The organism is Amycolatopsis sp. NPDC058278 (genome assembly GCF_042881395.1).
In the GTDB taxonomy this organism is placed as follows: Bacteria; Actinomycetota; Actinomycetes; order Mycobacteriales; family Pseudonocardiaceae; genus Amycolatopsis.
Genome location: NZ_JBHVXZ010000014.1, coordinates 43981 through 69647, shown reverse-complemented (window position 1 = coordinate 69647; position 25667 = coordinate 43981). Strand labels below are relative to the sequence as shown.

The window sequence follows — 25667 nt, the reverse complement described above, 5'->3', positions numbered from 1 at the left end:
TCCCGCTCAGCGGTACGCCTTTCCGCTGGCTGGGGTTGGACGGTAACACCTCCGATGTATCTGGGGAAGATCTTGGAATGACTCGCAACAATGCGAGTAGTTGCGGAAGCTAATTGGTTCAACATCCGATGGTTAAGTTTCCTACCTATGGCGGTTGCGCGGCTGTCATCGGGGGATTTCGACGGGTTCGACGGGGGGGGGTGTTCAGATGTGTGAATAGTTGAGCGGGCATCAACAGGCCGGCCGCAATGTGGACAAACCGGCTCGGGCTCGCGTTCTTCCGCGGTTCTTGTCGGTCGGCGTCGATACGCTGGACCCGGGGGGGCGCCCCCGCGGGGAGGGTGGTTTCCGCGGCCCAAGCCACTCGATGCGAGTGCACCCGGGGAACGCGGTTTCCGGCTTCGGGGAGCGGCTTACCGCCCGATGGCCGCCTGCACCTCGTCAAGCGCCCGCCGCGCGGCGTCGCCGAAGTCGTCGGCCGTTCCGTCGATCCACCGGCTGTAGGCGATCTTCATCGCCAGCGCCCCCAGTTCTGCGGCCACGCTCGCCGTCACCTCGGGCACCCCGCGTCGCCGGAGCGCGTCGGTCATCGCCGCCGTCAGGGCCAGTCCCTTCAGTGCCTCCCGCTCCTGCAACTCCGGGTGTGCCCCGATCACCGCCCGTCGCTGGGCGCTGAACTCGCGTCGCTCGGCCGTGAACGCCTCCCGGCCGGCCGCGTCCATGGCGCAAGCCACGGCCTCGAGCGGCGCAGCCGTCTCGGGCGCGGCGGCCACCGCCGCGGCCAGCAGGTCCGCCAGCGTGCTCGCCCCGAAGAGCACTTCCCGCTTGTCCTGGAAGTGCCGGAAGAACGTGCTCTTCGTGAGTCCGGCGCGCTGCGCGATGTCGATCACCGTCGTGTTCTCGTAGCCGCGCTCCGCGAACAGTTCGAGGGCGGCCTTGCTCAGCCTTTCCGGTGCGTTCGGTTCCCAGCGGGCCATGCGGCACAGTTTACGGCACTTGGTCCCGTCATCGGGTGTACGGTGACGGGACCAAGTCCCATAACTGGAGGTTTCGATGAGCCGAGCCGTCGTCTACGAGAAGTTCGGTGGCCCCGAGGTGCTCGAACTGCGCGAAGTCCCCGAGCCGCACGCCGGCCACGGTGAGGTGCGCGTGCGCGTCACGGCCGCCGGGCTGAACCCGATGGACTGGGGCCTCGCCGCGCGACCCGAGGCCGCCGCGCGGTTCGGCATCACCCTGCCGTCCGGCTTCGGGTACGACTTCGCCGGCGTCGTCGACGAAGTGGGACCCGGGGTGGGAGGAACCGCCGTCGGCGATCGCGTCCACGGCGGCGCGCTCGGGCGGGCCGTCGCCGACTTCGTCGTCCTCAAAGCGTCCGACGCGTTCTTCCCCACTCCCGACGGCATCAGCGACGAGGTGGCGAGCACCCTTCCGGTCGCCGGCTCCGCCGCGGCCGCCGCGCTGGCCGCCGTCGGCCTACGGGCCGGGGACACCCTCCTGGTCGGCGGGGCCGCCGGCGGGGTGGGCATCTTCGCCGTCCAGCTCGCCAGGCTCGCCGGCGCCACCGTGATCGGCACCGCCGCCGAGGGCACCTTCCCCTTCCTGCGCAAACTCGGTGCCGAACCCGTCACCTACGGACCGGGCCTGGCCGGCCGGGTCCGCGAACTGGGCGACATCACCGCGGCGACCGACCTCTTCGGCACGGAGACGGTGGAGGCCGCGCTCGAACTCGGCGTCCCGCCCGAGCGGATCTCCACGATCTCCGTCGGCCCGAACCCGCCCGGCGGGGTGCGGGCCACCGGGGGCGCCGACGCCGAGCCGGGCGCACTGGCGAAGATCGCCGATGCCATCGCGGCCGGCCGGCTCACCGTGCCCGTCGCCGCGGTCTTCCCCGTCGAAAAGATCCGCGACGCCGTCGCGCTGCAGGCCGCGCGGCACGTCCACGGCAAGGTCGTCGTCACGCTCTAGAGACCCGCGCCACTGACTCAGGAAAATCACAGCGCCCGGCGGGCACCATCCAGCCGGTGTCCGTCCGAAGTCCCCTCCGCACCCGCGCTTCCGTGGCCGCCGGGCGGCTGACCGCCTGGCTGTCACGCAGCTCGGGGCTCGGCCGCGGCGGCATGATCGGTGGCCGCGTCACGCTCGCTCTCGATCCGGCCGCCCTGCGCCGCCTCGGCCGCGAACGCACCGTCGTGCTCGTCACCGGCACCAACGGCAAGACCACGACGTCGCTGATGCTCACCCGCGCGCTGGAGACACTCGCCGAGGTCGCCGCGAACAGCGACGGCTCGAACATGCCCGACGGCGTCCTCGCCGCGCTGACCGCCCGCCCCGACGCGCCCTACGCGGTCCTCGAGGTCGACGAGACGTACGTGCCGTGGGTGGCCGACCAGGTCCGGCCCGCCGTCCTGGTGCTGCTCAACCTGAGCCGCGACCAGCTGGACCGGGTCGGCGAGGTCCGCGCCACCGAACGCGACCTGCGGGCCGCCATCGCCGGACTGCCCGGCACGGTGGTCGTCGCGAACTGCGACGACGTGCTGGTGACGTCCGCGGCGAGCGTGGCCGCGAAGCTCGTGTGGGTGAGCACGGGCCGCCGCTGGACCGGCGACTCGACGGCGTGCCCGCGCTGCGAGGGCCGCGTCGAAACCCACGAGCGGCACTGGAGCTGCGAGTGCGGACTCGCCAGGCCGGAACCCGCCTGGACACTCGACGGCGAACTCGTCCTCACCCCGGGCGGCCGCCAGGTCGACCTCGACCTGCGGCTTCCCGGCGAGGCCAACCGCGCGAACGCCGCGCTCGCGCTCGCCGCGGCGCACCGGCTCGGCGTGCCGCCGCACACCGCAGCGGCCCGGCTGCGGACCATCACCGACATCGGCGGCCGCTACCGGACGATCCGGCGGTCGCGGCACTCCGTGCGGGTGATGCTGGCGAAGAACCCGGCCGGCTGGGTGGAAACGCTGCGCGTGCTGGACGAGGACACCCCGGTCGTCGTCGCGGTCAACGCCCAGGAAGCCGACGGCCGGGACCTGTCCTGGCTGTGGGACGTGCACTTCGAACGGCTGCGCGGGCGCCAGGTGGTCGTCACCGGCGAGCGCGGCGCCGATCTCTCCGTCCGGCTCTGCTACGCCGAAGTCGCGCACTGGGCCGAGCCGGACCCGGTCACCGCGATCGACGCGCTGCCGCCCGGTGCCGTCGAACTGGTCGCCAACTACACCGCGTTCCGCGACCTGGTGGGCAGGCTGCCGGGTGGCTGACTCGATCGTCCACATCGGACTTCTGCTGCCGGAGGTGCTCGGTACCTACGGCGACACCGGCAACGCCCAGGTGCTCGGGAAGCGGCTGCAGTGGCGCGGGCTCGACGCCGAGGTGGTGCCCGTCGGGCTCGGCGAGCCGGTGCCGTCCACTTTGGACCTGTATCTGCTCGGCGGCGGCGAGGACGGCGCCCAGGTGCTCGCGGCCGCGCACCTGCGCAAGTACCCCGGCCTGCGGCGGGCGGTCGCGGGGGGCGCGGTCGTGTTCGGCGTGTGCGCCGGCCTCCAGGTGCTCGGCACCCGGTTCCGCGGCCTCGACGGCGTCGACCACGACGGCCTCGGCCTGCTCGACGTCACCACCGAACCGGGCCCGCAGCGCTCGGTCGCCGAACTGGTGGCGACGCCGTCCCGGCTCCTGGCCGGGGAAGCCCTGACCGGGTTCGAAAACCACCTGGGCGTCAGCAAGCTCGGCGACGGCAGCGAGCCGCTCGGGCGGGTCGTGCGCGGCACCGGCAACGGCGACGGCACCGAGGGCGCGGTGACCGACCGGGTGGTCGGCACCTACCTGCACGGCCCGGCGCTCGCCCGCAACCCCGCGCTGGCCGACCTGCTGCTGGCCTGGACGATCGGGCACCCGCTCGGCCCGTTGAGCCTGGCCGAGGTCGAGCGCCTGCGCGAGGAACGGCTCGCCGTCCCGCGCCGCCGCCGGGGCGCGTGACCCGGTGGCGGCGAGCGTCCCGTCGCTGGTCCACCCGCGCGCCCGCCTCGTTCGTGGTTACGCTGCGTTGGTGAAACTGGGCAGGGTGATCGCCGCGACCGGCGTCCGGATGCGCACCACCGCGGTGGCGGTGTTCGCGCTCGCGCTGGCCATCGCCGTCGGCTGCGTGGTCGTGGTGCTGCTGCTGGAAGAGTCGCTCGACCGCAGCGTCACCGAGAGTGCCCGCAGCACCGGGCGGCAGGTCGCCATCCAGCTCATCCGCGAGGGCGCGCGCGACCTGAGCGCGAGCGACGTCGCCAGCACCGGCGACACCGAGGCCGTCACGCAGGTGCTGGACGCGCGGCGGACGCCGATCGCGAGCGATCCGGCGATCGTCGGGCACCCGCCGCTGACCGCGGCCCGCCCGGCCGCCGGGCACGAGATCGTCGAAACGCTACCGCTCGGGCTGAACGGCGACAACGACGACTACCGCGTGGTGTCACAGGAGGTGAACGGCCCGGGCGGCCCGTTCACCGTGATTTCCGCGCGCTCGCTGGAACCGGTCACGGAGGCGTCGACGCGGTTGACGCTGCTGCTCGGCCTGATCGCGGTGCCGCTGCTGGCGATCGCCGGGCTGGCGGTCTACCGCGCGGTCGGTTCGGCGCTGCGGCCGGTCGAGCGGATGCGCCGGACCGTCGCGGAGATCTCGACGCGCGACCTCGCCGCGCGCGTGCCGCTGCCGCCGGGCGGCGACGAGGTGCACCGCCTGGCCGTGACGCTCAACGAAATGCTGTCCCGGCTCGCGTCGGCCCAGGCCGCGCAACGCCGGTTCGTCGCGGACGCCAGCCACGAACTGCGCTCGCCGCTGTCGACGATCAGCACCGCGCTCGACGTCTCCGGGCGGCACCCGGAGAGCGCCGGGGACCTGGTGCCGGTGATCGGCCGGGAAACCGCGCGGCTGCGTGAACTCGTCGACGACCTGCTCATGCTGGCCCGCACCGACGACGCGACCGACCGGCCGCAGCGCACCGAGGTCGACCTCGACGACATCGTCCGCGCGGAGGCCGAGCGCGTCCGGGGCGAGAGCACGGTGGACGTCGAGGTCCGCGCCGGGCCGGCGAAGGTGTACGGCAGCGAGACCCAGCTGCGGCGGGCGGTGCGCAACCTGGTCGACAACGCGCGCGGGCACGCGCGCTCGCGCATCCGGGTCAGCAGCGCGGTGCGTGGCGACTTCGCCGTCGTCGAAGTGAGCGACGACGGACCCGGCGTCGGGCCGGCCGACCGGGAGCGGATCTTCGAGCGGTTCGTCCGGCTCGACGCGTCGCGGCAGCGCGGGCACGGCGGCACCGGGCTGGGCCTGCCGATCGTGGCCGGCATCGCGGCCCGCCACGGCGGCCGCGCGCGCTACGCCGAGTCCGCCGAGCCGGGCGCGCGGTTCGTGATCGAGCTACCGGTGATCGAACTGCCGAAGGAGGAGTAGTGCGCCTGCTGATCGTGGAGGACGAGCGCGAGTTCGCGGAAACGCTGCGGCGGGGACTGGTCGCCGAAGGCTTCACCGCCGACATCGCGCACACCGGCCGTGAGGGCCTCTGGCGGGCGACCGAGCACGAGTACGACGTCGTGGTGCTCGACATCATGCTGCCCGAGCTGTCCGGCTACGAGGTGCTCAAACGCCTGCGGGCGGCGGAGAACTGGACGCCGGTGCTGATGCTGACGGCCAAGGACGGCGAGTACGACGAAGCCGACGCGTTCGACCTCGGCGCCGACGACTACCTGTCCAAGCCGTTCTCCTTCGTCGTGCTCATCGCCCGGCTGCGGGCGTTGCTGCGGCGCGGCGCCCCGGCCCGGCCGGCTGTGCTGGAGGCGGGCGACCTGCGGCTCGACCCCTCCGCCCGTACCGTCCACAGGGGACAAAGCCGGATCGAGCTCACCGCGCGGGAGTTCGGGTTGCTGGAGTTCCTGCTGCGGCGGGCCGGCGCGGCGCTGTCGAAGAACGAGATCCTGAGCCACGTCTGGGACGCGCACTACGACGGCGACGAGAACGTCGTCGAGGTGTACATCGGCTATCTGCGGCGCAAGATCGACGCGCCGTTCGGCACCCACACCATCGAGACCGTCCGGGGCGTGGGCTACCGCCTCGTGGACGTTACTCGATCGTAATCAATCGGCTGTTTTCGGGAAATTGGTTCCCCTGGGTGTCCGCGCGTTGCGCCGTTCGTCTCCGCCGGTTGCCGCGGATCGCCCAATAGTGCGCGCGAACCGGTGAAAAATGCCGTCCCTTGACGGCGCTGCACATGATCCTCCGTGTTGCTACGGTGGGCACCCTACCTGCGACGAGGAAAGCGATGCCGGAATCGCCACTGCCGCTCCCTGCCCAAAACAAGAATTCCCCCGAAGCCGCCGGGAAATCCGTTTCCCGGCTGCGTGCCGCCGACGCCATTCGGACTGCCAAGGACCAGTTCGCCATGGTGACGGGGCTCACTCCGCATGCCGTGACCGGGATCCGCAGCCGGGGTGACGGGGGCTGGTCCGTGCTCGTCGACGTCGTCGAGCTGGCCCGGATCCCGGACTCCACCAGCGTGATGGCCACCTACCGGGTCGACGTCGACGCCGACGGCGAGCTCGCCGCGTGTGAGCGGCTGCGCCGGTTCACCCGGGGTACCACCGATTCCTGAAAGGAAGGTCGACACGATTGGGCACTTCGTCTGATTCGTTGGCGGACATTTTGGAACGCGTGTTGGACAAGGGCGTCGTCATCGCCGGTGACATCGGCGTCAGTGTTGTCGACGTCGAATTGCTGACCCTGCGGATCAGGCTGTTCATCGCGTCCGCGCAGACCGCCCGGGAAATGGGCATGGACTGGTGGACGAACGATCCGTTCTTCGCCCCGAATGCCGCGCGCGCGGAACTGGGGACGACCGATCTGGCGGCGCGCGTCGCCGAACTGGAGGCCCGGCTACCCGCGCCGGGCGGGAGGGAAGAACCCCGGTGAGCACCGGAAACTGGCTGTGCGCGTACGCGATCACCCGCAACCGTCCGGCCACGTTGGACATCGGTCCGGTACCGCGGCTGATCGGCTACCGCGACCTCGGCGTGGTCGTGGCCGAGGTGGCGCCGGCGCGCTTCGACCGCATCGACACGCTCGACCCGGTCGACGGCACCCTCGCCGAGCTGGCCCGCGAGCACGACACCGTGGTGCGCGCGGTGTTCCGCAGCGAGCCGGTGCTGCCACTGAGGTTCGGCACGGTCCTCGACGGCGAGGATGCCGCTCGCCGGCTCCTGGAGGCGGGCTACGACCAGGCGCGCGACTGCCTCGACGAGGTGGCCGGCCACCGCGAGTGGGGGGTGCGGATCCGCCACACCGAGCCGGCGGCGACGACCCGGCCCGACGCGACGGGCCTGACGGGAACGCAGTACCTCGTCCGCAGGCGCGAACGGCTGAAGGCGATCCAGCGGGCCCGGGAGGACGTGGCCGGCGCGGCCGGCCGGCTCGCGGACGCGCTACGGCGGCACGCGGCGGACAGCGTGGAGCGCGCGCGGCCGCACGGAGTGCTGATGAACACGGCGTTCCTGGTGGAGACGGGCCGGGAGGCGGCCTTCCACGCGGAGGCGGAGTGGTTCGCCCGCGAGCTGAGCGCGGCGGGGGCGACGGTGGAGACATCGGGGCCGTGGCCGCCGTACTCGTTCACCGACGTCGAGCTCGGAGCGACGGCGAATGGCTGAGCCGGACCTGCTCGCCGAGGTCTTCACGCCCACCGGCACCAACGCCGCCGAAGCCATCGTCGATCTGCTCGACCGGGTCGTGCACCGCGGGGCCGTCGTCACCGGGGACGTCATCATCTCCCTCGCCGGCATCGATCTCGTGCGGCTCGACCTGCGGTTGCTGCTGCTCGGGCTGGACGGGACACCCGGATGACCCAGCGGATCGCCGCCGATGCCGGCCGCGGGCTCGGGCACCTCGTCGTCACCGTGCTCGACGTCCTCAAGGAAGTGCTGGAGCGGCAGGCGCTGCGGCGGCTCGACGCCGGCACCCTCACCCCCGCCCAGGTCGAAGCGCTCGGCCAGGCCCTGATCGCGCTGGAACTCCGGTTCGCCGAGATCCGCGCCGCCCTCGACGACATCCCCACCACCGAAGGAGTGCAGTGACCAGACCGGGACAGGCCGGCGGCGGCCTCGCCGACACGCTCGACATCCTGCTCGACAAGGGACTCGTGATCGACGCCTCGGTGCGGGTGTCGGTGATCGGGATCGAGCTGCTGGCGATCGAAGCACGGATCGTCATCGCCAGTGTCGACACCTACATCCGGTACCTCGAAGCGATGCAACGGCTGCAGAACACGACGGCGCCCGGGCAGATCTCACAGGGCCTCGGCCAGACGACGGGGCTGATCCCGCCCCCGCCGCCGACACCGGCCGTCGCGGTGCCGGTGGAACCGGCCATCCCCGTCGAACAGCCGTGACGCTGCAGCTCTACGGCGTCGTGCGGGCCGGGCACCCGCGGGCACCGCGCTCGGTCGGCTGGGAGGACCTCGCCATGGTCGTCGGCGACCCCGAGCCCGACCCGGCGGTGCACCTGGCGATGGTGTCCGCGCTCGTCGAGGGCGGCCCGGTGCTGCCGGTCCGGTTCGGCACCGTGGCCGAGGACGAAGACACCGTCCGCACCGAAGTGCTCGCCCCGGCCGCCGACACCTACCGCGCCGACCTCGACCGGCTCGACGGCCTGGCCGAGGTGCACGTCTGCCTGCGGTTCACCGAACCCGGGTCGGCGTGGCGGGCGGCCCGCTCGGACGTCCTGCTCGCCCAGGTCGCCGAACGCGCCCGCGACTCCGTGGCGCTGCCGGCGGGCGAGAGCGCCGACGAGCGGTGGGCGTTCCTGGTCGGGCTGGGCGACCTGCTGGTCGTCCGGGACACCGTGGCCGCGCTCGCGCCCGGCGACGGCGTCCAGGCCGACTGGCTCGGGCCGCTGCCCGCGTACAGTTTCCTCGACCGGCGGACGTGCTCCCGCTGGAGCTGGTGAGCGGGGGCGGAACAATCGCTGAACACTCGTCCGGACGCTGGCCGCCGTGGCTTGCGGCCGGTGATCCTGGTGCCGTGACCAGCAGTGAAGTCGCCGCGCTCCCGCGTGCGTTCGGCGGACCCGGCGCCGGACCGGGGCAGTTCCGCGAGCCGTCCGGGATCGCCGTCGACGTCCGCGGCCGCGTGTGGGTGGCCGACACCGGGAACGACCGGGTCCAGGCGTTCACCCGCGACGGCGCGCTCGTGCGCGTCCTGGCCGGGCGGCTCAAGGCGCCGGAAGGGGTGGCGGTCGACGCGTCGGGCAACGTCTACGTCGCCGACACCGGCAACCGCCGCGTGGTGCAGTTTTCGTGGCAGGGCGGGTTCGTGCGCGAGTTCGGCGGCCTGGCCCGGCCCCGCGGTGTCGCGCTCGACCACGCCGGGCGGCTGCTGGTCGACGACACCGGGCGCGTGGCCCGGTTCGACACCCGCACGGGCGCCGAGCTGCCCGGCACGGCCGAGCCGATCAGTTCACCGAGGGACATGGCCGACGACGGCGCGGGCGGTGTCTGGGTCGCCGAGCCGGGCAACCACCGGATCGTCCACTTCGGAGCGTCCGGCTAGCTCTTCGAGATCGAGGCGGTCGCGCGGACGACGGCGGTGCAGCGGTCCTCGACGTAGGCGAGCCCGCCCTCTTCGGCGATGCGGCGTGCTTCGGCGGAGACGATCCCCTGTTGCAGCCACAGCGCCTTGGCGCCGATCTCGACGGCGTCCCGGGCGATGCCCGGCGCTTCGGGGGACGGCCGGAAGACGTCGACGAGGTCCACCGGCTCCGGGATGTCCTTCAGCGACCGGTACACCTTTTCGCCGAGCAGCTCGGTCGCGGTCGGGTGCACCGGGATGATCCGGAAGCCGTGGGCCTGCAGGACCGCCGGGACGCCGTGTGCTGCCTTCGCCGGGTCGCGGCTCAGGCCGACCACGGCGATCGTGTTCGCGCCGGCGAGGATCTCCTCTGCGTTCATACCGGTGGAACGCGCGGTGGGCGTCAAAGCTTCCAGAGCCGCAGGCCGCGCACGCGGTAGACCGGCCACACGATGTGCCACGGCTTCCGGCGGGCGAAGGTCGCGGCGCAGGTCAGGATGTTGCGGGCGGACGTCGTCGCGACTTCGTGGCGGTCGGCCCAGGTCGCGCCCTTGGCGCCGACGGCGATCCGGAACACGGTCAGCAGGCCGCGGCCCTGCAGGTCGTACTTCGCGCCGGTGTCCCCGGAGCCGGGGGCCAGTTCGGCGATCTCGGCGCCGAACGCGCGGGCCGCCTGCGGCGCCACCTCGGCGGGAACCGCGCCGACACTGCGGCTGATCGCCTTGCCGTGCATCCGTCGCGCGTAGCGGAACAGCAGGACACGTTCCCACCACGGCAGCAGCCGGTGGTGCGCGAGGAGGGCGGCGCACTCGCCGTGCCCGATCGCGAAGATGCTCGTGAGCTCGTCGTAGGCGCCGTTCGTCGCGGGCTCGTTCAGGTGCAGGCGCACCTCGAACCGGGTGCGCGCGGTGAGTTCGTCGAGCCGCTCGCGGTGATCGAGCCGCGCCTTCGCGCGGGAGAGGGACCAGTCGGACATCGGACCTCCAGGCGTCGCGCACAGGCTAGTTGGCGCGCGACGCCCGGACCACGCTTTCAGCCGATCTTCTCGCCGTACATCTCGCCGAGGGGGTCGGAGATCAACTCGACGCGGGCACCGTCCGGATCGGACAGGTAGATGGAGGTCTTGCTCTCCAGCAGGTACTGGACGCCGGCTTCGTCGAGCTTGTCCTTGATGGCGCTCCACCGTTCGGGCGTGACGGACAGTGCCAGGTGGTGCAGTCCACCGAGGACTTCCGCGTACGGGCCGAGGTCCAGACCGGGCAGGTCGAAGAACGCGACCGCGTTGCCGTTGCCGACGTCGAAGAAGAAGTGGCTGGAGCCGGGGTAGTCGCGGTTCTCGATCAGCTCGGTGAGCGGGAAGCCCAGGATGTCCTGGTAGAACTCGATCGTCCGCTCGACGTCGCTGGAGATCAGCGCGGTGTGGTGGATGCCGCGGCCGTTCGTCGCCGGGCGTTCGGCGGCCGGGCGCAGGTGGCGCTCGCGCAGCGCGTCGCGGACTTCGGCGAGCTTGGTGACCTCGGCCTGGGTCGGTGCCATGTCCCTCACGTCCCTTCCTGGTGGTGTCGTCCACGCTACGCCCGATTTATCTCGCGCGCAAGAGATTGTCTGGCGAGAGTTCCGTTGAGCGGAACGTCGTTGCTTGTGCCCGCGGGGTGCGCGCGGCAGAGTTCCGGTGGTGGACGTCAGTGAGGTGCAGGAGGCCGCTTCGGCTTTGGCGCGGGCTTATGCCACGCGCGAGCCGATCGAGCCGCTGATCAAGACGTATCCGGACGCGGGCGTCGAGGACGCGTACCGGATCCAGCAGGAGCAGGTCCGGCAGTGGGTCGAGGGCGGCGACGCCGTCCGCGGCCACAAGGTCGGCCTCGCGTCGGCGGCGATGCAGCGGCAGATGGGCGTCGACCAGCCCGACTACGGGCACCTGACCGGCAGCATGTTCCACCTGGAGCACCAGCCGATCCCGACGTCGGCGTTCCTGCAGCCGCGGATCGAGCCGGAGATCGCGTTCGTGCTCGGCTCGGCCCTGCGCGGCCCGGGTGTGACGGTCGCCGACGCGGTGCGGGCGGTCGAGTTCGTGCTGCCGTCGCTGGAGATCGTCGATTCCCGCATCCAGGACTGGAAGATCTCCCTGTTCGACACGATCGCGGACAACGCGTCTTCCGGCGGGGTGGTGCTGGGGAGCAGCCCGACGGCCTTGGGTTCGGTGGATCTGCGGCTGGCCGGCTGCGTCCTCTACCAGAACGGTTCGGTGGCGGCGACGGGCGCGGGCGGCGCGGTGCTCGGGTCGCCGTTGAACTCACTGGTGTGGCTGGCGAACACGGTGGGGCCGCTGGGGGTCACCCTGGAGCCAGGGCACGTCGTGCTGCCGGGGTCGATGACCCGGGCGATCCCGGTGTCACCGGGCGACACGATCGTCACCACGATCGCCGGGGTCGGCAGTGTCACCGCGGTCTTCGCTCCCGCTTCTCCGGAGGAATCGTGAACGTGCGTGAGGCGGCCGCTGCGCTGCTGGGGACGGTTTCGGAGCGCGAGCCGCTCTCGGCTGACTGGCCGGATCTGGACGTCGACACGGCGTACGCGATCCAGGACGAGGCCCTGCGGCAGCGCCGGGCCCGCGGCGAGACGCTGATCGGGGTGAAGCTGGGCCTGACGTCCCGGGCCAAGCAGCAGCGGATGGGCATCGACGCGCCGCTGCTGGCCTGGCTGACCGACGCGATGGTGCTGCCGGCGGGCGCACCGGTGCCGCACGACGCGCTGATCCACCCGCGCGCGGAGCCGGAGCTGGTCTTCGTGCTGGGCCGCCGGCTGGCGGGCCCGGGCGTGACGGCGGCGACGGCGCTGTCCGCGGTCGACCGCGTGTACGGCGGCATCGAGGTGATCGACAGCCGGTACGCGGACTACCGGTTCACCCTCCCGGACGCCGTCGCGGACAACGGCTCGTCGGCGTACTTCAGTGTGGGCCCGGTGGGGCTGCCGCCCTCTTCGCTGGACCTCTCCTTGGAGGCCGCCCTGCTGGAGGTCGACGGCCAGATCGTCGACACCGCAACGGGCGCGGCGGTCCAGGGCCACCCGGCGGAAGCCCTGGCCCTGGCGGCGAACAGCCTCGCGGCACGGGGCCTGGCCCTGGAGCCGGGCTGGCTGGTCCTGACCGGCGGCATGACGGACGCGGTCCCGGTCCGCCCCGGCTCCCGCCTCGCCGCCCACTTCTCCCACCTGGGCTCCCTCACCCTGGCCACCTGACCCGTGTCGTCCCCCCAATCACGCGAGATGACCCTTCAATCACGCGAGATACGCGCCCAATCACGCGAGATACGCGCCCAATCACGCGAGATACGCGCCCAATCACGCGAGTGACGTGCCCAATCACGCGAGTGACGTGCCCGATCACGCGAGTGACGCGAACCGGACCGGCGAACGCGCGTGCCTGGAGGGTCGGCTTGCGTGCCTGGAGGGTCAGTTCGCGTGTCTGGGGGGGTCGGCTCGCGTGTCTGGAGGGTCAGTTCGCGTGTCTGGAGGGTCAGTTCGCGTGTCTGGAGGGTCGGCTCGCGTACCTGAAGGGCCGGTTTGCGTGCCTGGGGAGTTGGCCGCGAGCCGACCGCCCGGATACGTGGGCGACCGGCTGGGTACCCGGGCTGACCGCCTGGGTGCGCGGGCGACCGTGTGGGTGCGCGGGCTGACCGGGTGGGTGCGGGTCGGCTGGGTGGCTCAGCTCGCCGCTTTGTGGCCCGGCGGGGTGGGGGTGCTGGCGGCGTCGGGTGGTTGGGTGCGCCGTCATGGTTGTCCGTTGCGGTAGGCGCGGGCCTGGATCTCGTACAGCTCGTGGTAGAGGCCGCCCGCGCGGATCAGCTCGTCGTGGGTGCCTTCCTCGATCAGTTTTCCCTTCTCCAGCACCAGGATCCGGTCCGCCGAGCGGATGTTGGCCAGCCGGTGGGTCACCAGCACCGTCGTGCGGCGGCCGCGGTCCGAGCGGCTCGCGTGCTGGAGCCCGGCGAACACGCGGGCTTCGGCGCGGGCGTCGAGCGCCGCTGTCGGTTCGTCGGCCACCAGGACCGAGGCGTCCCGGTAGATGCCGCGGGCGATGCCCATGCGCTGCCACTGGCCGCCGGAAAGGTCGTGGCCCTCGTCGAACTTCTTCGACAGGACCGTGTGCTCCTTGGCGGGCAGGGAGCTGATCACCTCGTCCGCGCCCGAGTAGTCGACCGCTTCGCGCCACGCCTGCCTGTCCGGGTCCGGCCGGCCGAGGCGGCCGACCGTGATGTTGTTCGCCGCCGTCATCGGCCACTCCGCCGGTTCCTGCGCGATCACCGCGATGTTCGCGTGCACCGATGCCGGGTCCGCCCGCGTCAGGTCGACGTCGTCCCAGTGGACCGTGCCCTCGTCCGGCGGGTAGAGCCCGGTGAGCAGCTTGCCGAGGGTGGTCTTGCCCGAGCCGTTCTCGCCGACCAGCGCGACCACCTCGCCGCGCCGGATCGTCACCGAGACGTCCTGCAGCGCCGGGGTGTCCCGCCCCGGGTAGGTGAACGTGACGCCGTCCAGCCGGATCTCGGCCGGGTCGGGGGGCGCGGTCACCGACGTCGGCGGCGGTTGCCGCTTCCGGGATTCCGCGAGCAGCTGGTTGTAGAACCCGATGTAGAAGGAGTCTTCGTACAGCGAATTGACCGCGCGCATGGTGTTGGACAGCGCCGTCGACGCCGTGCGCATCGCCAGTACCGCGGTGCCGGCCAGCGCCAGCTCCATCCCGCCGGAGTAGAGCAGCCAGCCGAGCACCAGGTAGGCGACGGCGGTGCCGAAGCCGGCCGCCGCCCGCCCGCTGGTGCGCACCAGGTTGCTCCGGTGCGCCAGCCGGATCTCCTCTCGCGTGAGGCTGCGCGAGATGCGCCGGTACTCACCCAGCAACGGCTCCTGCAGCGTCAGGGCGTGCCGTTCGAGGGCCATCGAGCGCCAGGTGGCGACCTCTTCGACGACCGACTTGCGGATGTTGCGCCCGACGGTGTCGAGGAAGTGCCGGTAGTTCAGCTTCGCGACGCGCGCGGCGGCCCAGCCGTCGGCCGCCGCCGCGAGCAGCAGGACCGGGGCCAGCCACGGGTTGAGCAGCCCGGCCGTGAGCATCGCCGCCGCCAGCGAGATCACCGAGGACGTCAGGTCGGCCAGCCGCCGCAGGCTCGTCTCGATGGCCCGCACCCCGAACCGGGCGCCCTGCCGCGCCAGTTCCCGGAAGTCCGCGTCCTCGAACGCGATCAGCCCGACGCGCACGACCGCGGCCGTCACCGCGTCGTCCGCCGCCGCGGTGACCCGGGGCCGGAGCGCGCCTTCGACGGCGGCGACGGCCGCGTCCAGCACCGCCCGCGCCGCGTACGACCCGGTGACGACCGCGATCGCCGGCAACGACTGCAGCACGCGTTCCGGGGTCGGGCCCTGTTCGAGCAGCGCGGTGAAGACGTTCGCGGTGGCGAGCAGGCCGAACGCCGTGACGCAGCCGGACACCACGTGCACGACGCCGGCCAGCAGCGTCAGCCGCGGCGAAGTGCGCCACGCCAGCCGCAGCACGACCGAGATCGCGGTGGGCAGCGCGCGCACGGCCTGGCCGAAGCCCGCGGCGGCCACGCGTTCGTCGACGCGGGCCCACTCGGGCATCTTGACGTTCTCGACCCCGATCAGCGGGGGCGGCTCGGCGGTTCCGGACACGCCTCCATCTCTACTCCGGGGGTCCGACAGTTTCGGGTTCGCTACTGGTCCTTCCGGGTGTACCGCGCGCGCAAAAACGGGCTGTACTCCGGGTTTTCACCCATCCGGACGTCGATTTCGTGCGTCAGCGCCCCGCCCTCGGGCGTGAGCCGGTGCCGGGCCACCCCGCGCGCGGTCTGCTTCTCCAGCGTCAGCGTCGCGCCGGTCCAGGTCCCGCGGGCGGGCGACTCGGGCGGGAAGCCGTAGCTGTCGAAGCCGTACCAGAGCGTCTCGCCGGTGGCCGGATCGGCGGTGAAGACGTTGTGGCCGAGGAACTCCGACCCGTCGTCGCGGCGCTGCCGGTAGTGCTGGACCACGGCGAAACCGTTGAGGGCCAAGCGGTATTCGCAGTCGGCACGCGCGGTCGAGGCCGGCGCCCACGGCGAGGCGGCGAGCTCCTCGGTGCCGGTCCAGTCGCCGACGAACGCCTTCAGCGCGTCGTGCGCGGGACCGAGGCGGGGCATGTCCATGGTCGTCTCCATTTCGACAGGTACCTGTCGATGTGCGAGACTAGCACGCATGCGGTCGCATCGAGCCGAGACCTTCACCCGCGTGATCGACGCGGTCTTCGCGTGCAACGGCGGCTTCCTCGCCGCGGGCGACGCGCTGACCGGGCCGGTCGGGCTGACCGCCGCGCAGTGGCAGGTCCTCGGCTTCCTCGAGGACGGCCCGGCGACCGCCGCCGAGGTGGCGCGCCGCCGCGGGCTGCGCCGCCAGAGTGTGCAGGAGACGGTGAACCGCCTGCTGCGCAACGGAATGCTGGACCGCCTGCCGAACCCGGCCGACGCGCGGGCGCCGATGCTGTCGCTGACGCGGCGGGCTCGCACGGCGATGCGGGCCTTGGGGGAGGCGCAGGCCGAGTGGGCGGAGGAGGTGGCGGCCGAGGTGCCGCCGGCGGACCTGGAGACGACGCTGCGCACGCTCCAGCGGCTGCGCGGCGTGGTGGCCCAGCCGCGCTTGCGGTGAGCAGTGCGTCAGCGCGTGCCGGCGCTCTGCCACTCGACCTCGATGAGCGCGACAACCCGCTGCTGCTCCCGCGTGTACGGCCCGCCGATGTACTTCGTCGCGATCCGGTCGACGATCTCCCAGGCGGCGTCACCCTCGATCCACTCGGCCACCCGGCCGCGGATGATCACGGGTTCGAACGGGTTGTCCGGCGGGGTCAGCGAGAGCGCGACGCGCGGGTCACGCCGCAGGTTGCGGGCTTTGCGCGAGTCCGGGCAGGTCAGGATGGCGATGCGGTCGCCCTCCTCGGCGACCCAGACCGGGACCGAGTGGGGCGCGCCGTCGGGCAGGACGGTGGCGAGGTGCCCGATCGCGGTGGTGGCGAGGACGCGGCGGACGTCGGTGTCGAGCATGGTCGGCTCCCTGCTGGGGTAGGGGTTCAGGCGACGGCGTAGTGGAGGTGGGTGACGCCGGGCGCGGCCACGGCCTCGACCAGGCTGAGCCGCACGTGCGACGGCAGCTCCCGGAAGAACGACCGGCCGCCGCCGAGCAGGACCGGGACCTGGTGGAGCACGATTTCGTCGACCAGGCCGGCCTGCAGTGCCGAGGCCAGCACGCCGCCGCCCATGAGGCCGACGTCCTTGCCGCCGGCTGCCTCCCGGGCCGCCGCGATCGCGTCTTCGACGTTGCCGGCGAGGGTCTGCCGCTCGGTCAGCTCCGGCGCGGGCCGGTGGCTGACCAGGAAGAGCGGGGCGTTCGGGTGGGGGCTGCCGCCACCGAAGTGTTCCGAGTCTTCGTAGGTGTTCCGGCCCGCCACGATCGCGCCCACCCGGCCGGCGAGCGAGTCGAAGACGCGGGCGCTGGGCTCGCTGAGGGTGAAGAAGTCGAAGACCCGGCTCCGGGTGTCCCCGTCGGAGTACCAGTCGAAGAGCGTCCCGCCGTCGCCGAGTCCCTGACCCGGGCGGGCGCCGCGGCCGGTGATGTAGCCGTCGACCGACACGGCGTGGGCGCTGAAGACCTTGCTCATCGTGGCTTTCCCTTCGGGGTTCCTTCAGGAGACTCCGGGACCGTAGCAGCTTAAGTTCCTTAAGGGAACCCGAAGTGCTATTCTGGCCTCATGCAGCGCACGAACTTCAGCGAGCTGGCCGCGTGCTCGATCGCGCGCACGCTCGACGTCATCGGGGAACCGTGGTCGCCGCTGATCCTGCGGGACGTGTGGGCCGGGGTCAGCCGGTTCGAGCAGCTCCAGGCGGACCTCGGCATCTCGCGCAAGGTCCTCACCGAGCGGCTGAACCACCTGGTCGACGAGCAGGTCCTCGAGCGCCGCCCGTACGACCGCCGGCCGCGCTACGAGTACGTCCTGACGGAGAAGGGCACCGAACTGGTCGACATGCTGATGGTGATGATCCGCTGGGGTGACAAGTGGCTGGCGGGCGAGGCGGGCCCCCCGGTGCTCTACCGCCACCACGCGTGCGGCGAGATCAGCAGCGTCGACCTGCGCTGCGCCCACTGCGGCGAGCCGATGCACGCCAACGACGTCGACGCGCTGGCCGGCCCCGGCTCGACCCGCTGAGACGCGGAGCGCGGCCGGCGTGGGACGCGCCGATCGTCAGTCCGGTTTCACTCCCAGCAGGGTCAGGAACGTGCGGAACCCGGCGGACATGTCGACCTCCGCCGGGTCGAGGAGCCACTGCAGCTGGAGGCCGTCGAGGATGGCTATCGCCAGCGGGGCCAGCTGTTCCGGGGTGGTGCCCGGCGGGAGTTCGTCGCGGTGGCGCTCGAGCATCTGGGTCATGCCCGCCCGCACCCGCGTGTAGCGGTCCTGGAAGTACTTCCGGGCCGGGTGGTCCTCCGTGACGCTGTCCGCCGCGAGCACCGTGTACGTCTGGACGATGCCCGGGCGGGTCGCGTTGTAGTCGACCAGGTCCGCCAGCTGGTTCACCGTCATCGCCGAGGGGTCGCCCTCCCGCGCGTGGCCGAAGTGCAGCAGGTCCCACTCGTCGCGGGTCTCCAGCACCGCCGTCAGCAGGTCTTCCTTCGTGGGGAAGTAGTGCATCAGGCCCTGTTGCGTCAGCCCGACGCGCTCGGCGACCGCGGCCAGCGAGGTGCCGCGATAGCCGCGTTCGGCGATAACCTCGAACGCCGCTCGGACGATGCTGGCTCGGCGGTCGGCGCCCCTGGCCCGGGTCATGATCCCGAGCCTACGGCAGAAAATGTCACGGAATTATAACGTTCACTACTCACCGCCAGGTAGGGTGACGGCAGGACCGATCGCGGAGGGTGCCATGAGCTTCGACGTCGAGGCGCTGCTGGCCGAGCTCGACCTGGACGCCAAGGCGAGCCTGCTCGCCGGCCAGGACGTCTGGTCCCTGCCCGGGCTGCCGCGGATCGGGCTCGCCTCGCTGGTGCTCTCCGACGGCCCGGTCGGCGTCCGCGGGACGCGCTGGAGCCCGGACGACCCCTCGGTGACCCTGCCCAGCCCCACGGCACTCGCCGCGAGCTGGGACCCGCGCCTGGCGGTCAGGGCAGGCCGCCTGCTCGCCCAGGAAGCCCGGCGCAAGGGCGTGCACGTGCTGCTCGCCCCGACGGTGAACCTCCACCGCTCGCCGCTGGGCGGCCGGCACTTCGAGTGCTACTCCGAAGACCCCCTCCTCACCGGGATGATCGGCGCCGGCTACGTGACCGGCGTGCAGGACGGCGGGGTCGCCGTCACGGTCAAGCACTTCGTCGCCAACGACTTCGAGACCGAACGCTTCACCGCCGACGTGCGCGTCAGCGAGCGCGCCCTGCGCGAGCTCTACCTCGCGCCGTTCGAACTCATCGTCCGGCGCGCGAAGCCGTGGGGGATCATGGCCGCCTACAACAGCGTCAACGGCGTCACGATGACCCAGCACGCCGAACTGGTCAACGGCGTGCTGCGCGACGAATGGGGCTTCGACGGCTTCGTCGTCTCCGACTGGCTGGCCGCGCGCGACACCGTCGCCTCCGCCAACGGCGGCCTCGACGTGGCCATGCCCGGCCCCCGCACGGTGTTCGGGGAACGGCTCGCCGAAGCGGTTCGCGGCGGCGAAGTCGACGAAGCCGTCGTCGACGCCATGGTCCGCCGCGTGCTCCTGCTCGCCGACCGGACCGGCGCGCTCGGCGGCAGCCCCGCGCCGAAAGGGTCCGATGTGGACGGAGACGCGGTCGCGCGCGAGGTCGCGCACCGGTCGTTCGTGCTGCTCCGCAACGAAACCGGCGTGCTGCCCCTGCGCGAGCCGCAGAGCATCGCGCTCATCGGCGCGCTCGCCGCGGACCCCAAGATCCTCGGCGGCGGCAGCGCCACCGTGTTCCCCGATCACGTCGTCTCCCCTCTCGACGGCCTGAAAGCGGCCGTTCCCCCGGGCACCGAGCTCGGTTACGCCCCCGGTGCCGATCCGCGGACGACGTTACCGACGGCCACCGACATTTCTTGGGGGCCTCGGGTGGCGAAGCCCCCGACCTGGGGCGAAGCCCCGGATGTCACCGACAATTTCCGGCTCCGCGCGACGGCCCGCGCCGCCGACGGCACCGAACTCGCGCGGTTTTCCTTGCGCAAAGCCAGGATCGACTGGATCGGTGAACTGCCGTCCGGGCTCGACATCGGCACGCTCGCCTCGGTCGAGATCGCCGGCACGTTCCTCCCGGAGCAGAGCGGCACGCACACCTTCGGCGTCACCGGCCCCGGCGACCTCCGCCTCACCGTTGCCGGCCAGACCGTCTTCGACGGCGTGAACCTGCCGGAGGGCGGGGACATCTTCACGTCCATCATGCAGGTGCACGAACAGCGCCGGGAGGTCGAGCTGACCGCGGGCGAGCCGGTCGACGTCAGCCTGACCTACTGGATCCCGTCGGAGATGGCGGAGTTCGCCAGGGGCACCTTCGCCTGGGTCACCTTCGCGCTCGGCCACCGCGGGCCGGTCCTCGACCCGGACGCGAGCCTCGACGAAGCCGTGGCACTGGCGGCGAAGTCGGAGGTCGCCGTCGTCGTGGTCGGCACGACCGCCGAGGTCGAAAGCGAAGGCTTCGACCGGACGTCCCTCGCCCTGCCCGGACGCCAGGACGAACTCGTCGCGCGGGTCGCCGAAGCGAACCGGAACACCGTCGTGGTCGTCAACGCCGGTTCCCCGGTGGAGATGCCGTGGCGCGACGACGTCGCCGCGGTGCTGCTCACCTGGTTTCCCGGCCAGGCCGGCGGCGACGCGCTCGCCGACGTCCTCTTCGGCCGTGAGGAGCCCGGTGGCCGCCTGCCGACGACCTGGCCGGCGAAGCTCGAAGACGCGCCGGTCACCGACGTGACGCCGGAAGACGGCGTGCTCGAGTACGGCGAAGACGTGTACATCGGCTACGGCGCCTGGGCCCGCGCCGGCCGGCAACCCGCGTACTGGTTCGGGCACGGCCAGGGCTACACGACCTGGGTTTACGAAGAACTCGTCGCCGACCCGGACGACGAAGGTGGCGCGCGCGTCCGGGTCCGCGTGCGCAACACGGGAACGCGCACGGGCCGCGAGGTCGTGCAGCTCTACCTGGTCCCGACCGAGCGGGGCGACCGGCCGCAGCGCTGGCTGGCCGGGTTCGCGAGTGTGGAAGCCCGGCCCGGCCAGTCCGTCGAGACCGACGTCGTCATCACGCCGAGGTCGGCCGAAGTCTGGCGCGACGGCTGGCAGCACATCGCGGGCGAGTACGTCCTGGAGGCGTCGCACTCCTACGCCGAGCCGCGGCTGAGCACGCGCGTGGTGCTGCAGAAAATCCGTTGATCACCGCGGGCGCGTCCCCTAAGGTCTCGTGAAGGCACCTTGACCGGCGAAAGGAGGTGGGACCGATGATCACGCAACCGATCACGCGCTCCCACCCCGCAGCGAGGGTGCCGGCTGTCTGACCGGGAGCGCGTACTCCTGGAAGGATTTCCATGACCGAACTGGTCGTGCGCCCGCTCGAAGCGGGCGAAGAAGCACTGTTCACCTCCCTGCCCGACCGCGGTCTCGTCGGCCGCAAGCTGCTCGGCGACGACTTCACCGAGATGGCGAAGAGGGGCGAGTACCGGCCCGAGTGGACCTGGGTCGCGCTGCGCGACGGCGTCGTCGTGGCGCGGGCCGCCTGGTGGGCCAAGGCCGGCGACGAGGCCCCGATCGCCTTGGACTGGTTCGACTTCACCGACTTCGACGCGGCCGTCCACCTGCTGAAAACTGCACCGCTGCGCGCGGAGTACGCACTGCACACCCCGCCGGCGTGGCAGGACGATCCGGACGTCGCGCGCGAAGTGAACGGCCGGGTCGAGGCGGCCGAAAAGGCGGGCTACCGCAAGCTCGTCGAGCGCTACCGCTTCCGCTGGACCCCGGAAAACGGCCTGCCGGAGAAGACCGGACGGCTCGAGTTCCGGCCGGAGCCGGACGACGACGTCATCCTCGAGGTCTTCAAGCGCGTGCACGTCGGCAGCCTCGACGCGCACGCGCGGAAGACCATCGAGGAGCACGGCCTCGACGCGGCCGCGCAGGAGGACCTCGACCTGATGAAGTGGATGCCGGCGCCGCGGGACTGGTGGCGGCTGGCGTACACGCCCGGAGGCGAGCTGGCCGGCCTGGTCCTGCCGAGCCGCAACGTCTACGACCCGGTGGTCGGCTACGTGGCCGTGGTGCCGGAGCACCGAGGCAAGGGCTACGCCTACGACCTCCTGGTCGAGGCGACGCACGACCTCGTCGGCTACGGCGCGGACCGGATCGTCGCGGGCACCGACGTCGGCAACGTCCCGATGGCGAAGGCGTTCGCGAAGGCCGGCTACCCGGTGGTCCAGCACCGCATCGACTTCGTGTGACAACCGGGGCGGCCGTGTCTTGCCGGGGACGGCCGCCCCGCGGTAGCGTCGCTAGAGCGATCTATCAAATCGGGGGCGTGATGGACAAAGGACTGACACCGCTTCGCGTGATCCTCGGCTTCTCGCTGCTCAGCACGACGATCCACTACGCGCACAACACCATCCGGTACGCGGACTATCCGCAGCTTCAGGGCATCACGCCACTCGCCGGCGGCATCGTCGTCGCCGGCACCTGGGTGCTGCTCACGACCTTCGGCTGGCTCGGCTACCGCGCGTACGGCCGAGGCCGGTACCCGCGAGCCCTGGCGTTCCTCTTGGTCTATTCCTTGGCCGGGATGGTCACGCTCGGCCACTTTCTGACCGGCGTTCCGCGGATCCCGGCGTTCTGGTTCGCGACGATCTTCACCGACGCCGCGGCCGGGCTGGCCCTGTGGGTGTTCCTCACCTGGGCGTGGGCCACGCTCAACCGGGTGACCACCCGAGATCAACTTTCTACACAACGTTGACGTTCGTCTGACTCATGTAGACAATCGAGGGGTGACCACCACCACACCGGTTGCCTTCGACCGCCGTCCGGACGAGTACCGCCACTGGCGCCTGCGGGTCGACGGGGAAGTGGCCTGGCTGGAGCTGGACGTCGACGAACGGGGTGGGCTGGTCCCGGGGTACGAGCTCAAGCTCAACTCCTACGACCTCGGCGTCGACATCGAGCTCTACGACGCCACGCAGCGGCTGCGGTTCGAGCACCCCGAGGTCCGCGTGGTCATCGTGACCAGCGCCAAGGAAAAGGTGTTCTGCGCCGGCGCGAACATCCGCATGCTCGCCGCGTCGGAGCACCACTGGAAGGTCAACTTCTGCAAGTTCACCAACGAGACCCGCAACGGCATGGAGGACGCCACCGAGCACTCCGGCCAGGTCTACGTGGCCGCGGTGAACGGCACTTGCGCCGGCGGTGGCTACGAAATCGCGCTGGCCTGCGAAAAGATCTTCCTGATCGACGACAACTCCTCGACCGTCGCGTTGCCGGAGGTGCCGCTGCTGGGCGTGCTGCCCGGCACCGGCGGCCTCACCCGGGTCGTCGACAAGCGACGCGTGCGCCGCGACCTCGCCGACGTCTTCGCCACGCGCCCGGACGGCGTCAAGGGCAAGACGGCCGTCGACTGGCGGCTGGTCGACGAACTGGTGCCGCGCCAGGACTTCCGCGAGAAGGTCCTCGAAAAGGCGCGAGAACTTGCCCGGCGGTCCGGAAAACCGGCGGAACACGGCATCGAGCTCCCCCCGCTCGCACATCGCCATGTCGACATCGACGTGGCCGGGAACCAGGCCACGATCACCGTCAAGGGTCCCGAGAACGACCCGGGCGACCTGCACGAAGAGGGCGCGGACGGCTGGTTCCTCGCGATGACCCGCGAGCTGGACGACGCCATCCTGCGGCTGCGCACCAACGAGGTCGAAGCCGGGACGTGGATCCTGCGGACGCAGGGCGACCCGGCGAAGGTCGAAGCGCACGAGCAAGCGGTGCTGGGGCAGAAGGACTGGCTGGCCAACGAGATCACGCACTACTTCAAGCGGACGCTCAAGCGGCTCGACGTCACCAGCCGCAGCCTGATCGCGCTCATCGAACCGGGCAGCTGCTTCACCGGGGCACTGCTGGAAATCGCGCTGGCCGCGGACCGCCAGTACATCCTGGACGGGCCGCCGATCGACGACGAAGACTCGGACGAACGCGCGGCCATCCAGCTGACCGACGCCAACTTCGGCGCCTTCCCGATGGGGAACGGCCTGACCCGCCTGCAGGCCCGCTTCTACGGCGACGACGACCACCTCGCCTGGCTCGCGCGCGAGAAGAACCGCGAGCTGAGCGCCGCCGAAGCCCTCGAACTCGGCCTGGTCACCGACGCCCCGGACGACCTCGACTGGGAGGACGAGATCCGGATCGCGCTCGAAGGCCGCGCGTCGCTGTCCCCGGACGCGCTCACCGGCATGGAGGCCAACCACCGGTTCGTCGGTCCCGAGACCATCGAGACCAAGATCTTCGGCCGGCTGGCGGCTTGGCAGAACTGGATTTTCACCCGGCCGAACGCATCCGGGCCGGAAGGCGCGCTGCGCCGCTACGGTACGGGACAGAAGGCCGTCTTCGACAGGAAGCGGGTCTAGCGCAGATGCCCGAGAAGATCGACTACGACGCCAAGATCCCCAACAACGTCAACCTCGCCGAAGACCGCAGGCTGCAGCGCGCGCTGGAGGGCTGGCAGCCGAAGTTCCTGCACTGGTGGGGCGAGATGGGGCCGACGCTGGAGACGCAGGGTGTCTACCTGCGCACCGCGGTCAGCGTGGGCCGCGAAGGCTGGGCGCACTTCGACCACGTCAACGTTCCGGACTACCGCTGGGGCATCTTCCTCGCCGAGCGCGACCCGGACCGGCGGATCGCCTTCGGCGAGCACCAGGGCGAGCCGGTGTGGCAGCAGGTGCCCGGCGAGTACCGCGCCGACCTGCAGCGGCTGATCGTCATCCAGGGCGACACCGAGCCGGCGTCGGTCGAGCAGCAGAAGCTCCTCGGCCTGACCGCGCCGAGCCTGTACGACCTGCGGAACCTGTTCCAGGTCAACGTCGAAGAAGGCCGTCACCTGTGGGCGATGGTGTACCTGCTGCACGCCTACTTCGGCCGCGAAGGCCGCGACGAGGCCGAGGGTCTGCTGATGCGCAACTCCGGCAGCCCCGACGCGCCCCGCATCCTCGGCGCGTTCAACGAGGAAACCGCCGACTGGCTGGCGTTCTACATGTTCACCTACTTCACCGACCGCGACGGGAAGTACCAGCTCGGCACGCTCAAGGAATCCTCCTTCGACCCGCTCTCGCGCACCTGCGAGTTCATGCTCAAGGAAGAAGCGCACCACATGATGGTCGGCACCACCGGCGTCGACCGCGTGGTGACCCGCAGCGCCGAGCTGATCCGCGAGCACGACACGTACGACATCGGCCCGCACGGCGGCATCCCGCTGGACATCATCCAGAAGTACCTCAACTTCCACTACACCGTGTCCCTGGACCTGTTCGGCAGCGAGACGTCGACGAACGCGGCGAACTACTACACCGCCGGGTTGAAGGGCCGCTGGCAGGAGACCCGCCGCAAGGACGACCACAAGCTCACCGACGACGCCCGCACCCTCGACCGCCCCAACGACGACGGCACCTGGACGACCGAAGAGCTGCAGGCGATCCTGCTGCTCAACCTCGACCTGCGCAGCGAGTACGTGGCCGACTGCCAGACCGGCGTGAAGCGCTGGAACAAGATCCTCGCCGACGCCGGCGTCGACCACACGTTCCGCTTGCCGCACCCTGGCTTCAACCGCGAAGTCGGCATAAACTCCGGCCACCACGTCACTCCCGACGGCACCATCGTCGACGAGGCGACCTGGGAGGCAGGCAAACGCAAGTGGCTGCCCACGACCGAAGACCTCACGTTCGTCCGTTCGCTGATGCGCCCGGTGTACGAGCGGGGGAAGATCGCGAGCTGGGTCGCGCCGCCGCGGCAGGGCATCAACGGGAAGCCCATCGACTACGAGTACGTGTACCTCACGTAGGAGGC

At 71.5% G+C, this 25667-nt stretch carries 31 protein-coding genes; 22 read left to right on the top strand and 9 right to left on the bottom strand.

The window, feature by feature from the left end; translation table 11 throughout:
* Positions 1-413: 413 nt before the first annotated feature.
* Positions 414-977 (bottom strand): helix-turn-helix domain-containing protein, encoded by a 564-nt coding sequence (locus ACFVYA_RS09890; protein WP_387044176.1) that lies wholly within the window; start codon positions 975-977, stop codon positions 414-416.
* A 76-nt stretch (positions 978-1053) separates the two neighbouring features.
* Between ACFVYA_RS09890 and ACFVYA_RS09885 the strand changes: the two genes are divergently transcribed.
* The 13 genes from ACFVYA_RS09885 to ACFVYA_RS09825 all read left to right on the top strand — a co-directional run bounded on the left by ACFVYA_RS09885 (position 1054) and on the right by ACFVYA_RS09825 (position 9564).
* Positions 1054-1965, top strand: coding sequence for an NADP-dependent oxidoreductase (locus ACFVYA_RS09885; RefSeq protein ID WP_387044174.1), 912 nt, complete (start codon positions 1054-1056; stop codon positions 1963-1965).
* A gap of 92 nt (positions 1966-2057) precedes the next feature.
* Positions 2058-3251, top strand: a complete 1194-nt coding sequence (locus ACFVYA_RS09880) for a MurT ligase domain-containing protein (protein WP_387044246.1) — start codon at positions 2058-2060, stop codon at positions 3249-3251.
* The gene (locus ACFVYA_RS09875; protein ID WP_387044172.1) at positions 3244-3966 is read left to right on the top strand and encodes a type 1 glutamine amidotransferase; all 723 of its coding nucleotides are present in this window, start codon (positions 3244-3246) and stop codon (positions 3964-3966) included. Before ACFVYA_RS09880 ends, ACFVYA_RS09875 begins: the two co-directional genes overlap by 8 nt.
* A 70-nt stretch (positions 3967-4036) precedes the next feature.
* Positions 4037-5425: a sensor histidine kinase gene (locus ACFVYA_RS09870; protein ID WP_387044170.1), complete on the top strand. Its 1389-nt coding sequence runs from the start codon at positions 4037-4039 to the stop codon at positions 5423-5425.
* Positions 5425-6105 carry a response regulator transcription factor gene (locus tag ACFVYA_RS09865; RefSeq protein ID WP_387044168.1) on the top strand — a complete coding sequence of 227 codons (681 nt, stop codon included), beginning with the start codon at positions 5425-5427 and terminating at the stop codon, positions 6103-6105. Before ACFVYA_RS09870 ends, ACFVYA_RS09865 begins: the two co-directional genes overlap by 1 nt.
* Positions 6106-6239: 134 nt before the next feature.
* Complete coding sequence (locus ACFVYA_RS09860) at positions 6240-6620, top strand: gas vesicle protein (RefSeq protein ID WP_387044244.1); 381 nt, start codon at positions 6240-6242, stop codon at positions 6618-6620.
* A 17-nt stretch (positions 6621-6637) separates the two neighbouring features.
* The gene (locus ACFVYA_RS09855) at positions 6638-6937 is read left to right on the top strand and encodes a gas vesicle protein (protein WP_387044166.1); all 300 of its coding nucleotides are present in this window, start codon (positions 6638-6640) and stop codon (positions 6935-6937) included.
* Positions 6934-7668, top strand: a complete 735-nt coding sequence (locus tag ACFVYA_RS09850) for a GvpL/GvpF family gas vesicle protein (RefSeq protein WP_387044164.1) — start codon at positions 6934-6936, stop codon at positions 7666-7668. The genes ACFVYA_RS09855 and ACFVYA_RS09850 overlap by 4 nt, the downstream gene beginning before the upstream one ends.
* Entirely contained in the window at positions 7661-7861 is a 201-nt protein-coding gene (gene gvpJ, locus ACFVYA_RS09845; protein ID WP_285986860.1) for a gas vesicle protein GvpJ, read from the top strand. Before ACFVYA_RS09850 ends, gvpJ (ACFVYA_RS09845) begins: the two co-directional genes overlap by 8 nt.
* Positions 7858-8091 carry a gas vesicle protein K gene (locus ACFVYA_RS09840; protein ID WP_285986859.1) on the top strand — a complete coding sequence of 78 codons (234 nt, stop codon included), beginning with the start codon at positions 7858-7860 and terminating at the stop codon, positions 8089-8091. Before gvpJ (ACFVYA_RS09845) ends, ACFVYA_RS09840 begins: the two co-directional genes overlap by 4 nt.
* The gene (gvpJ, locus tag ACFVYA_RS09835) at positions 8088-8405 is read left to right on the top strand and encodes a gas vesicle protein GvpJ (protein WP_285986858.1); all 318 of its coding nucleotides are present in this window, start codon (positions 8088-8090) and stop codon (positions 8403-8405) included. The genes ACFVYA_RS09840 and gvpJ (ACFVYA_RS09835) overlap by 4 nt, the downstream gene beginning before the upstream one ends.
* Positions 8402-8962, top strand: coding sequence for a GvpL/GvpF family gas vesicle protein (locus ACFVYA_RS09830; protein ID WP_387044161.1), 561 nt, complete (start codon positions 8402-8404; stop codon positions 8960-8962). Before gvpJ (ACFVYA_RS09835) ends, ACFVYA_RS09830 begins: the two co-directional genes overlap by 4 nt.
* Positions 8963-9036: 74 nt before the next feature.
* On the top strand, positions 9037-9564 hold the full coding sequence (locus ACFVYA_RS09825; protein WP_387044159.1) for an NHL repeat-containing protein: 528 nt from the start codon (positions 9037-9039) through the stop codon (positions 9562-9564).
* Here ACFVYA_RS09825 and ACFVYA_RS09820 read toward each other — a convergent pair.
* From ACFVYA_RS09820 to ACFVYA_RS09810, 3 genes are read right to left on the bottom strand one after another with little or no spacing between them, the layout of a single operon-like run.
* The gene (locus ACFVYA_RS09820; protein WP_387044157.1) at positions 9561-9962 is read right to left on the bottom strand and encodes a CoA-binding protein; all 402 of its coding nucleotides are present in this window, start codon (positions 9960-9962) and stop codon (positions 9561-9563) included. The two genes, ACFVYA_RS09825 and ACFVYA_RS09820, sit on opposite strands and share 4 nt — an antisense overlap.
* A gap of 23 nt (positions 9963-9985) precedes the next feature.
* Positions 9986-10558, bottom strand: a complete 573-nt coding sequence (locus tag ACFVYA_RS09815; protein ID WP_387044155.1) for a hypothetical protein — start codon at positions 10556-10558, stop codon at positions 9986-9988.
* Positions 10559-10614: 56 nt separating this feature from the next.
* On the bottom strand, positions 10615-11118 hold the full coding sequence (locus ACFVYA_RS09810; protein ID WP_387044153.1) for a VOC family protein: 504 nt from the start codon (positions 11116-11118) through the stop codon (positions 10615-10617).
* Between the two features lie 139 nt (positions 11119-11257).
* Between ACFVYA_RS09810 and ACFVYA_RS09805 the strand changes: the two genes are divergently transcribed.
* Complete coding sequence (locus tag ACFVYA_RS09805) at positions 11258-12061, top strand: 2-keto-4-pentenoate hydratase (protein ID WP_387044151.1); 804 nt, start codon at positions 11258-11260, stop codon at positions 12059-12061.
* Entirely contained in the window at positions 12058-12819 is a 762-nt protein-coding gene (locus tag ACFVYA_RS09800) for a 2-keto-4-pentenoate hydratase (protein WP_387044149.1), read from the top strand. Before ACFVYA_RS09805 ends, ACFVYA_RS09800 begins: the two co-directional genes overlap by 4 nt.
* A gap of 531 nt (positions 12820-13350) precedes the next feature.
* Here the strand turns inward: ACFVYA_RS09800 and ACFVYA_RS09795 are convergent.
* Positions 13351-15264 (bottom strand): ABC transporter ATP-binding protein, encoded by a 1914-nt coding sequence (locus ACFVYA_RS09795; protein WP_387044147.1) that lies wholly within the window; start codon positions 15262-15264, stop codon positions 13351-13353.
* A gap of 41 nt (positions 15265-15305) precedes the next feature.
* Positions 15306-15773 carry a DUF1579 family protein gene (locus ACFVYA_RS09790; protein WP_387044145.1) on the bottom strand — a complete coding sequence of 156 codons (468 nt, stop codon included), beginning with the start codon at positions 15771-15773 and terminating at the stop codon, positions 15306-15308.
* Positions 15774-15822: 49 nt separating this feature from the next.
* Here ACFVYA_RS09790 and ACFVYA_RS09785 point away from each other — a divergent pair, with 49 nt between their 5' ends.
* Positions 15823-16269: a MarR family winged helix-turn-helix transcriptional regulator gene (locus ACFVYA_RS09785; protein ID WP_387044143.1), complete on the top strand. Its 447-nt coding sequence runs from the start codon at positions 15823-15825 to the stop codon at positions 16267-16269.
* A gap of 8 nt (positions 16270-16277) precedes the next feature.
* Here the strand turns inward: ACFVYA_RS09785 and ACFVYA_RS09780 are convergent, their stop codons facing one another.
* Both ACFVYA_RS09780 and ACFVYA_RS09775 read right to left on the bottom strand, forming a co-directional pair.
* Complete coding sequence (locus tag ACFVYA_RS09780; protein ID WP_285986848.1) at positions 16278-16661, bottom strand: PPOX class F420-dependent oxidoreductase; 384 nt, start codon at positions 16659-16661, stop codon at positions 16278-16280.
* A gap of 26 nt (positions 16662-16687) precedes the next feature.
* Complete coding sequence (locus ACFVYA_RS09775; RefSeq protein ID WP_387044141.1) at positions 16688-17275, bottom strand: dihydrofolate reductase family protein; 588 nt, start codon at positions 17273-17275, stop codon at positions 16688-16690.
* A gap of 90 nt (positions 17276-17365) precedes the next feature.
* Between ACFVYA_RS09775 and ACFVYA_RS09770 the strand changes: the two genes are divergently transcribed.
* Positions 17366-17821 (top strand): helix-turn-helix domain-containing protein, encoded by a 456-nt coding sequence (locus ACFVYA_RS09770; protein ID WP_285986846.1) that lies wholly within the window; start codon positions 17366-17368, stop codon positions 17819-17821.
* Positions 17822-17857: 36 nt separating this feature from the next.
* Here the strand turns inward: ACFVYA_RS09770 and ACFVYA_RS09765 are convergent, their stop codons facing one another.
* A complete protein-coding gene (locus tag ACFVYA_RS09765) occupies positions 17858-18439 on the bottom strand; it encodes a TetR/AcrR family transcriptional regulator (RefSeq protein WP_387044139.1) in 582 nt (193 codons plus the stop codon).
* Positions 18440-18533: 94 nt separating this feature from the next.
* Between ACFVYA_RS09765 and ACFVYA_RS09760 the strand changes: the two genes are divergently transcribed.
* The 5 genes from ACFVYA_RS09760 (at position 18534) to boxB (ending at position 25662) form a co-directional block, all read left to right on the top strand.
* Entirely contained in the window at positions 18534-21023 is a 2490-nt protein-coding gene (locus ACFVYA_RS09760; RefSeq protein WP_387044137.1) for a glycoside hydrolase family 3 protein, read from the top strand.
* A gap of 152 nt (positions 21024-21175) precedes the next feature.
* Positions 21176-22078, top strand: a complete 903-nt coding sequence (locus tag ACFVYA_RS09755) for a GNAT family N-acetyltransferase (RefSeq protein ID WP_387044135.1) — start codon at positions 21176-21178, stop codon at positions 22076-22078.
* Between the two features lie 80 nt (positions 22079-22158).
* Positions 22159-22584: a hypothetical protein gene (locus ACFVYA_RS09750; protein ID WP_387044242.1), complete on the top strand. Its 426-nt coding sequence runs from the start codon at positions 22159-22161 to the stop codon at positions 22582-22584.
* Positions 22585-22615: 31 nt separating this feature from the next.
* Positions 22616-24235: a 2,3-epoxybenzoyl-CoA dihydrolase gene (gene boxC, locus ACFVYA_RS09745; protein WP_387044133.1), complete on the top strand. Its 1620-nt coding sequence runs from the start codon at positions 22616-22618 to the stop codon at positions 24233-24235.
* Between the two features lie 5 nt (positions 24236-24240).
* A complete protein-coding gene (gene boxB / locus ACFVYA_RS09740; protein WP_285986841.1) occupies positions 24241-25662 on the top strand; it encodes a benzoyl-CoA 2,3-epoxidase subunit BoxB in 1422 nt (473 codons plus the stop codon).
* The last annotated feature ends 5 nt before the right edge of the window (positions 25663-25667 follow it).

What these genes read in the sequence shown, in the direction of transcription:
- ACFVYA_RS09790 (WP_387044145.1), bottom strand. Translation starts at nt 15,773, where the DNA reads ATGGACATGCCCCGCCTCGGTCCCGCGCACGACGCGCTGAAGGCGTTC.
- boxB (WP_285986841.1), top strand. Translation starts at nt 24,241, where the DNA reads ATGCCCGAGAAGATCGACTACGACGCCAAGATCCCCAACAACGTCAAC.
- ACFVYA_RS09810 (WP_387044153.1), bottom strand. Translation starts at nt 11,118, where the DNA reads ATGGCACCGACCCAGGCCGAGGTCACCAAGCTCGCCGAAGTCCGCGAC.
- ACFVYA_RS09785 (WP_387044143.1), top strand. Translation starts at nt 15,823, where the DNA reads ATGCGGTCGCATCGAGCCGAGACCTTCACCCGCGTGATCGACGCGGTC.
- ACFVYA_RS09890 (WP_387044176.1), bottom strand. Translation starts at nt 977, where the DNA reads ATGGCCCGCTGGGAACCGAACGCACCGGAAAGGCTGAGCAAGGCCGCC.
- ACFVYA_RS09770 (WP_285986846.1), top strand. Translation starts at nt 17,366, where the DNA reads ATGCAGCGCACGAACTTCAGCGAGCTGGCCGCGTGCTCGATCGCGCGC.
- ACFVYA_RS09885 (WP_387044174.1), top strand. Translation starts at nt 1,054, where the DNA reads ATGAGCCGAGCCGTCGTCTACGAGAAGTTCGGTGGCCCCGAGGTGCTC.
- ACFVYA_RS09755 (WP_387044135.1), top strand. Translation starts at nt 21,176, where the DNA reads ATGACCGAACTGGTCGTGCGCCCGCTCGAAGCGGGCGAAGAAGCACTG.
- ACFVYA_RS09780 (WP_285986848.1), bottom strand. Translation starts at nt 16,661, where the DNA reads ATGCTCGACACCGACGTCCGCCGCGTCCTCGCCACCACCGCGATCGGG.
- ACFVYA_RS09760 (WP_387044137.1), top strand. Translation starts at nt 18,534, where the DNA reads ATGAGCTTCGACGTCGAGGCGCTGCTGGCCGAGCTCGACCTGGACGCC.
- ACFVYA_RS09765 (WP_387044139.1), bottom strand. Translation starts at nt 18,439, where the DNA reads ATGACCCGGGCCAGGGGCGCCGACCGCCGAGCCAGCATCGTCCGAGCG.
- ACFVYA_RS09775 (WP_387044141.1), bottom strand. Translation starts at nt 17,275, where the DNA reads ATGAGCAAGGTCTTCAGCGCCCACGCCGTGTCGGTCGACGGCTACATC.
- ACFVYA_RS09840 (WP_285986859.1), top strand. Translation starts at nt 7,858, where the DNA reads ATGACCCAGCGGATCGCCGCCGATGCCGGCCGCGGGCTCGGGCACCTC.
- ACFVYA_RS09815 (WP_387044155.1), bottom strand. Translation starts at nt 10,558, where the DNA reads ATGTCCGACTGGTCCCTCTCCCGCGCGAAGGCGCGGCTCGATCACCGC.
- ACFVYA_RS09860 (WP_387044244.1), top strand. Translation starts at nt 6,240, where the DNA reads ATGATCCTCCGTGTTGCTACGGTGGGCACCCTACCTGCGACGAGGAAA.
- gvpJ (WP_285986860.1), top strand. Translation starts at nt 7,661, where the DNA reads ATGGCTGAGCCGGACCTGCTCGCCGAGGTCTTCACGCCCACCGGCACC.
- ACFVYA_RS09750 (WP_387044242.1), top strand. Translation starts at nt 22,159, where the DNA reads ATGGACAAAGGACTGACACCGCTTCGCGTGATCCTCGGCTTCTCGCTG.
- ACFVYA_RS09820 (WP_387044157.1), bottom strand. Translation starts at nt 9,962, where the DNA reads ATGAACGCAGAGGAGATCCTCGCCGGCGCGAACACGATCGCCGTGGTC.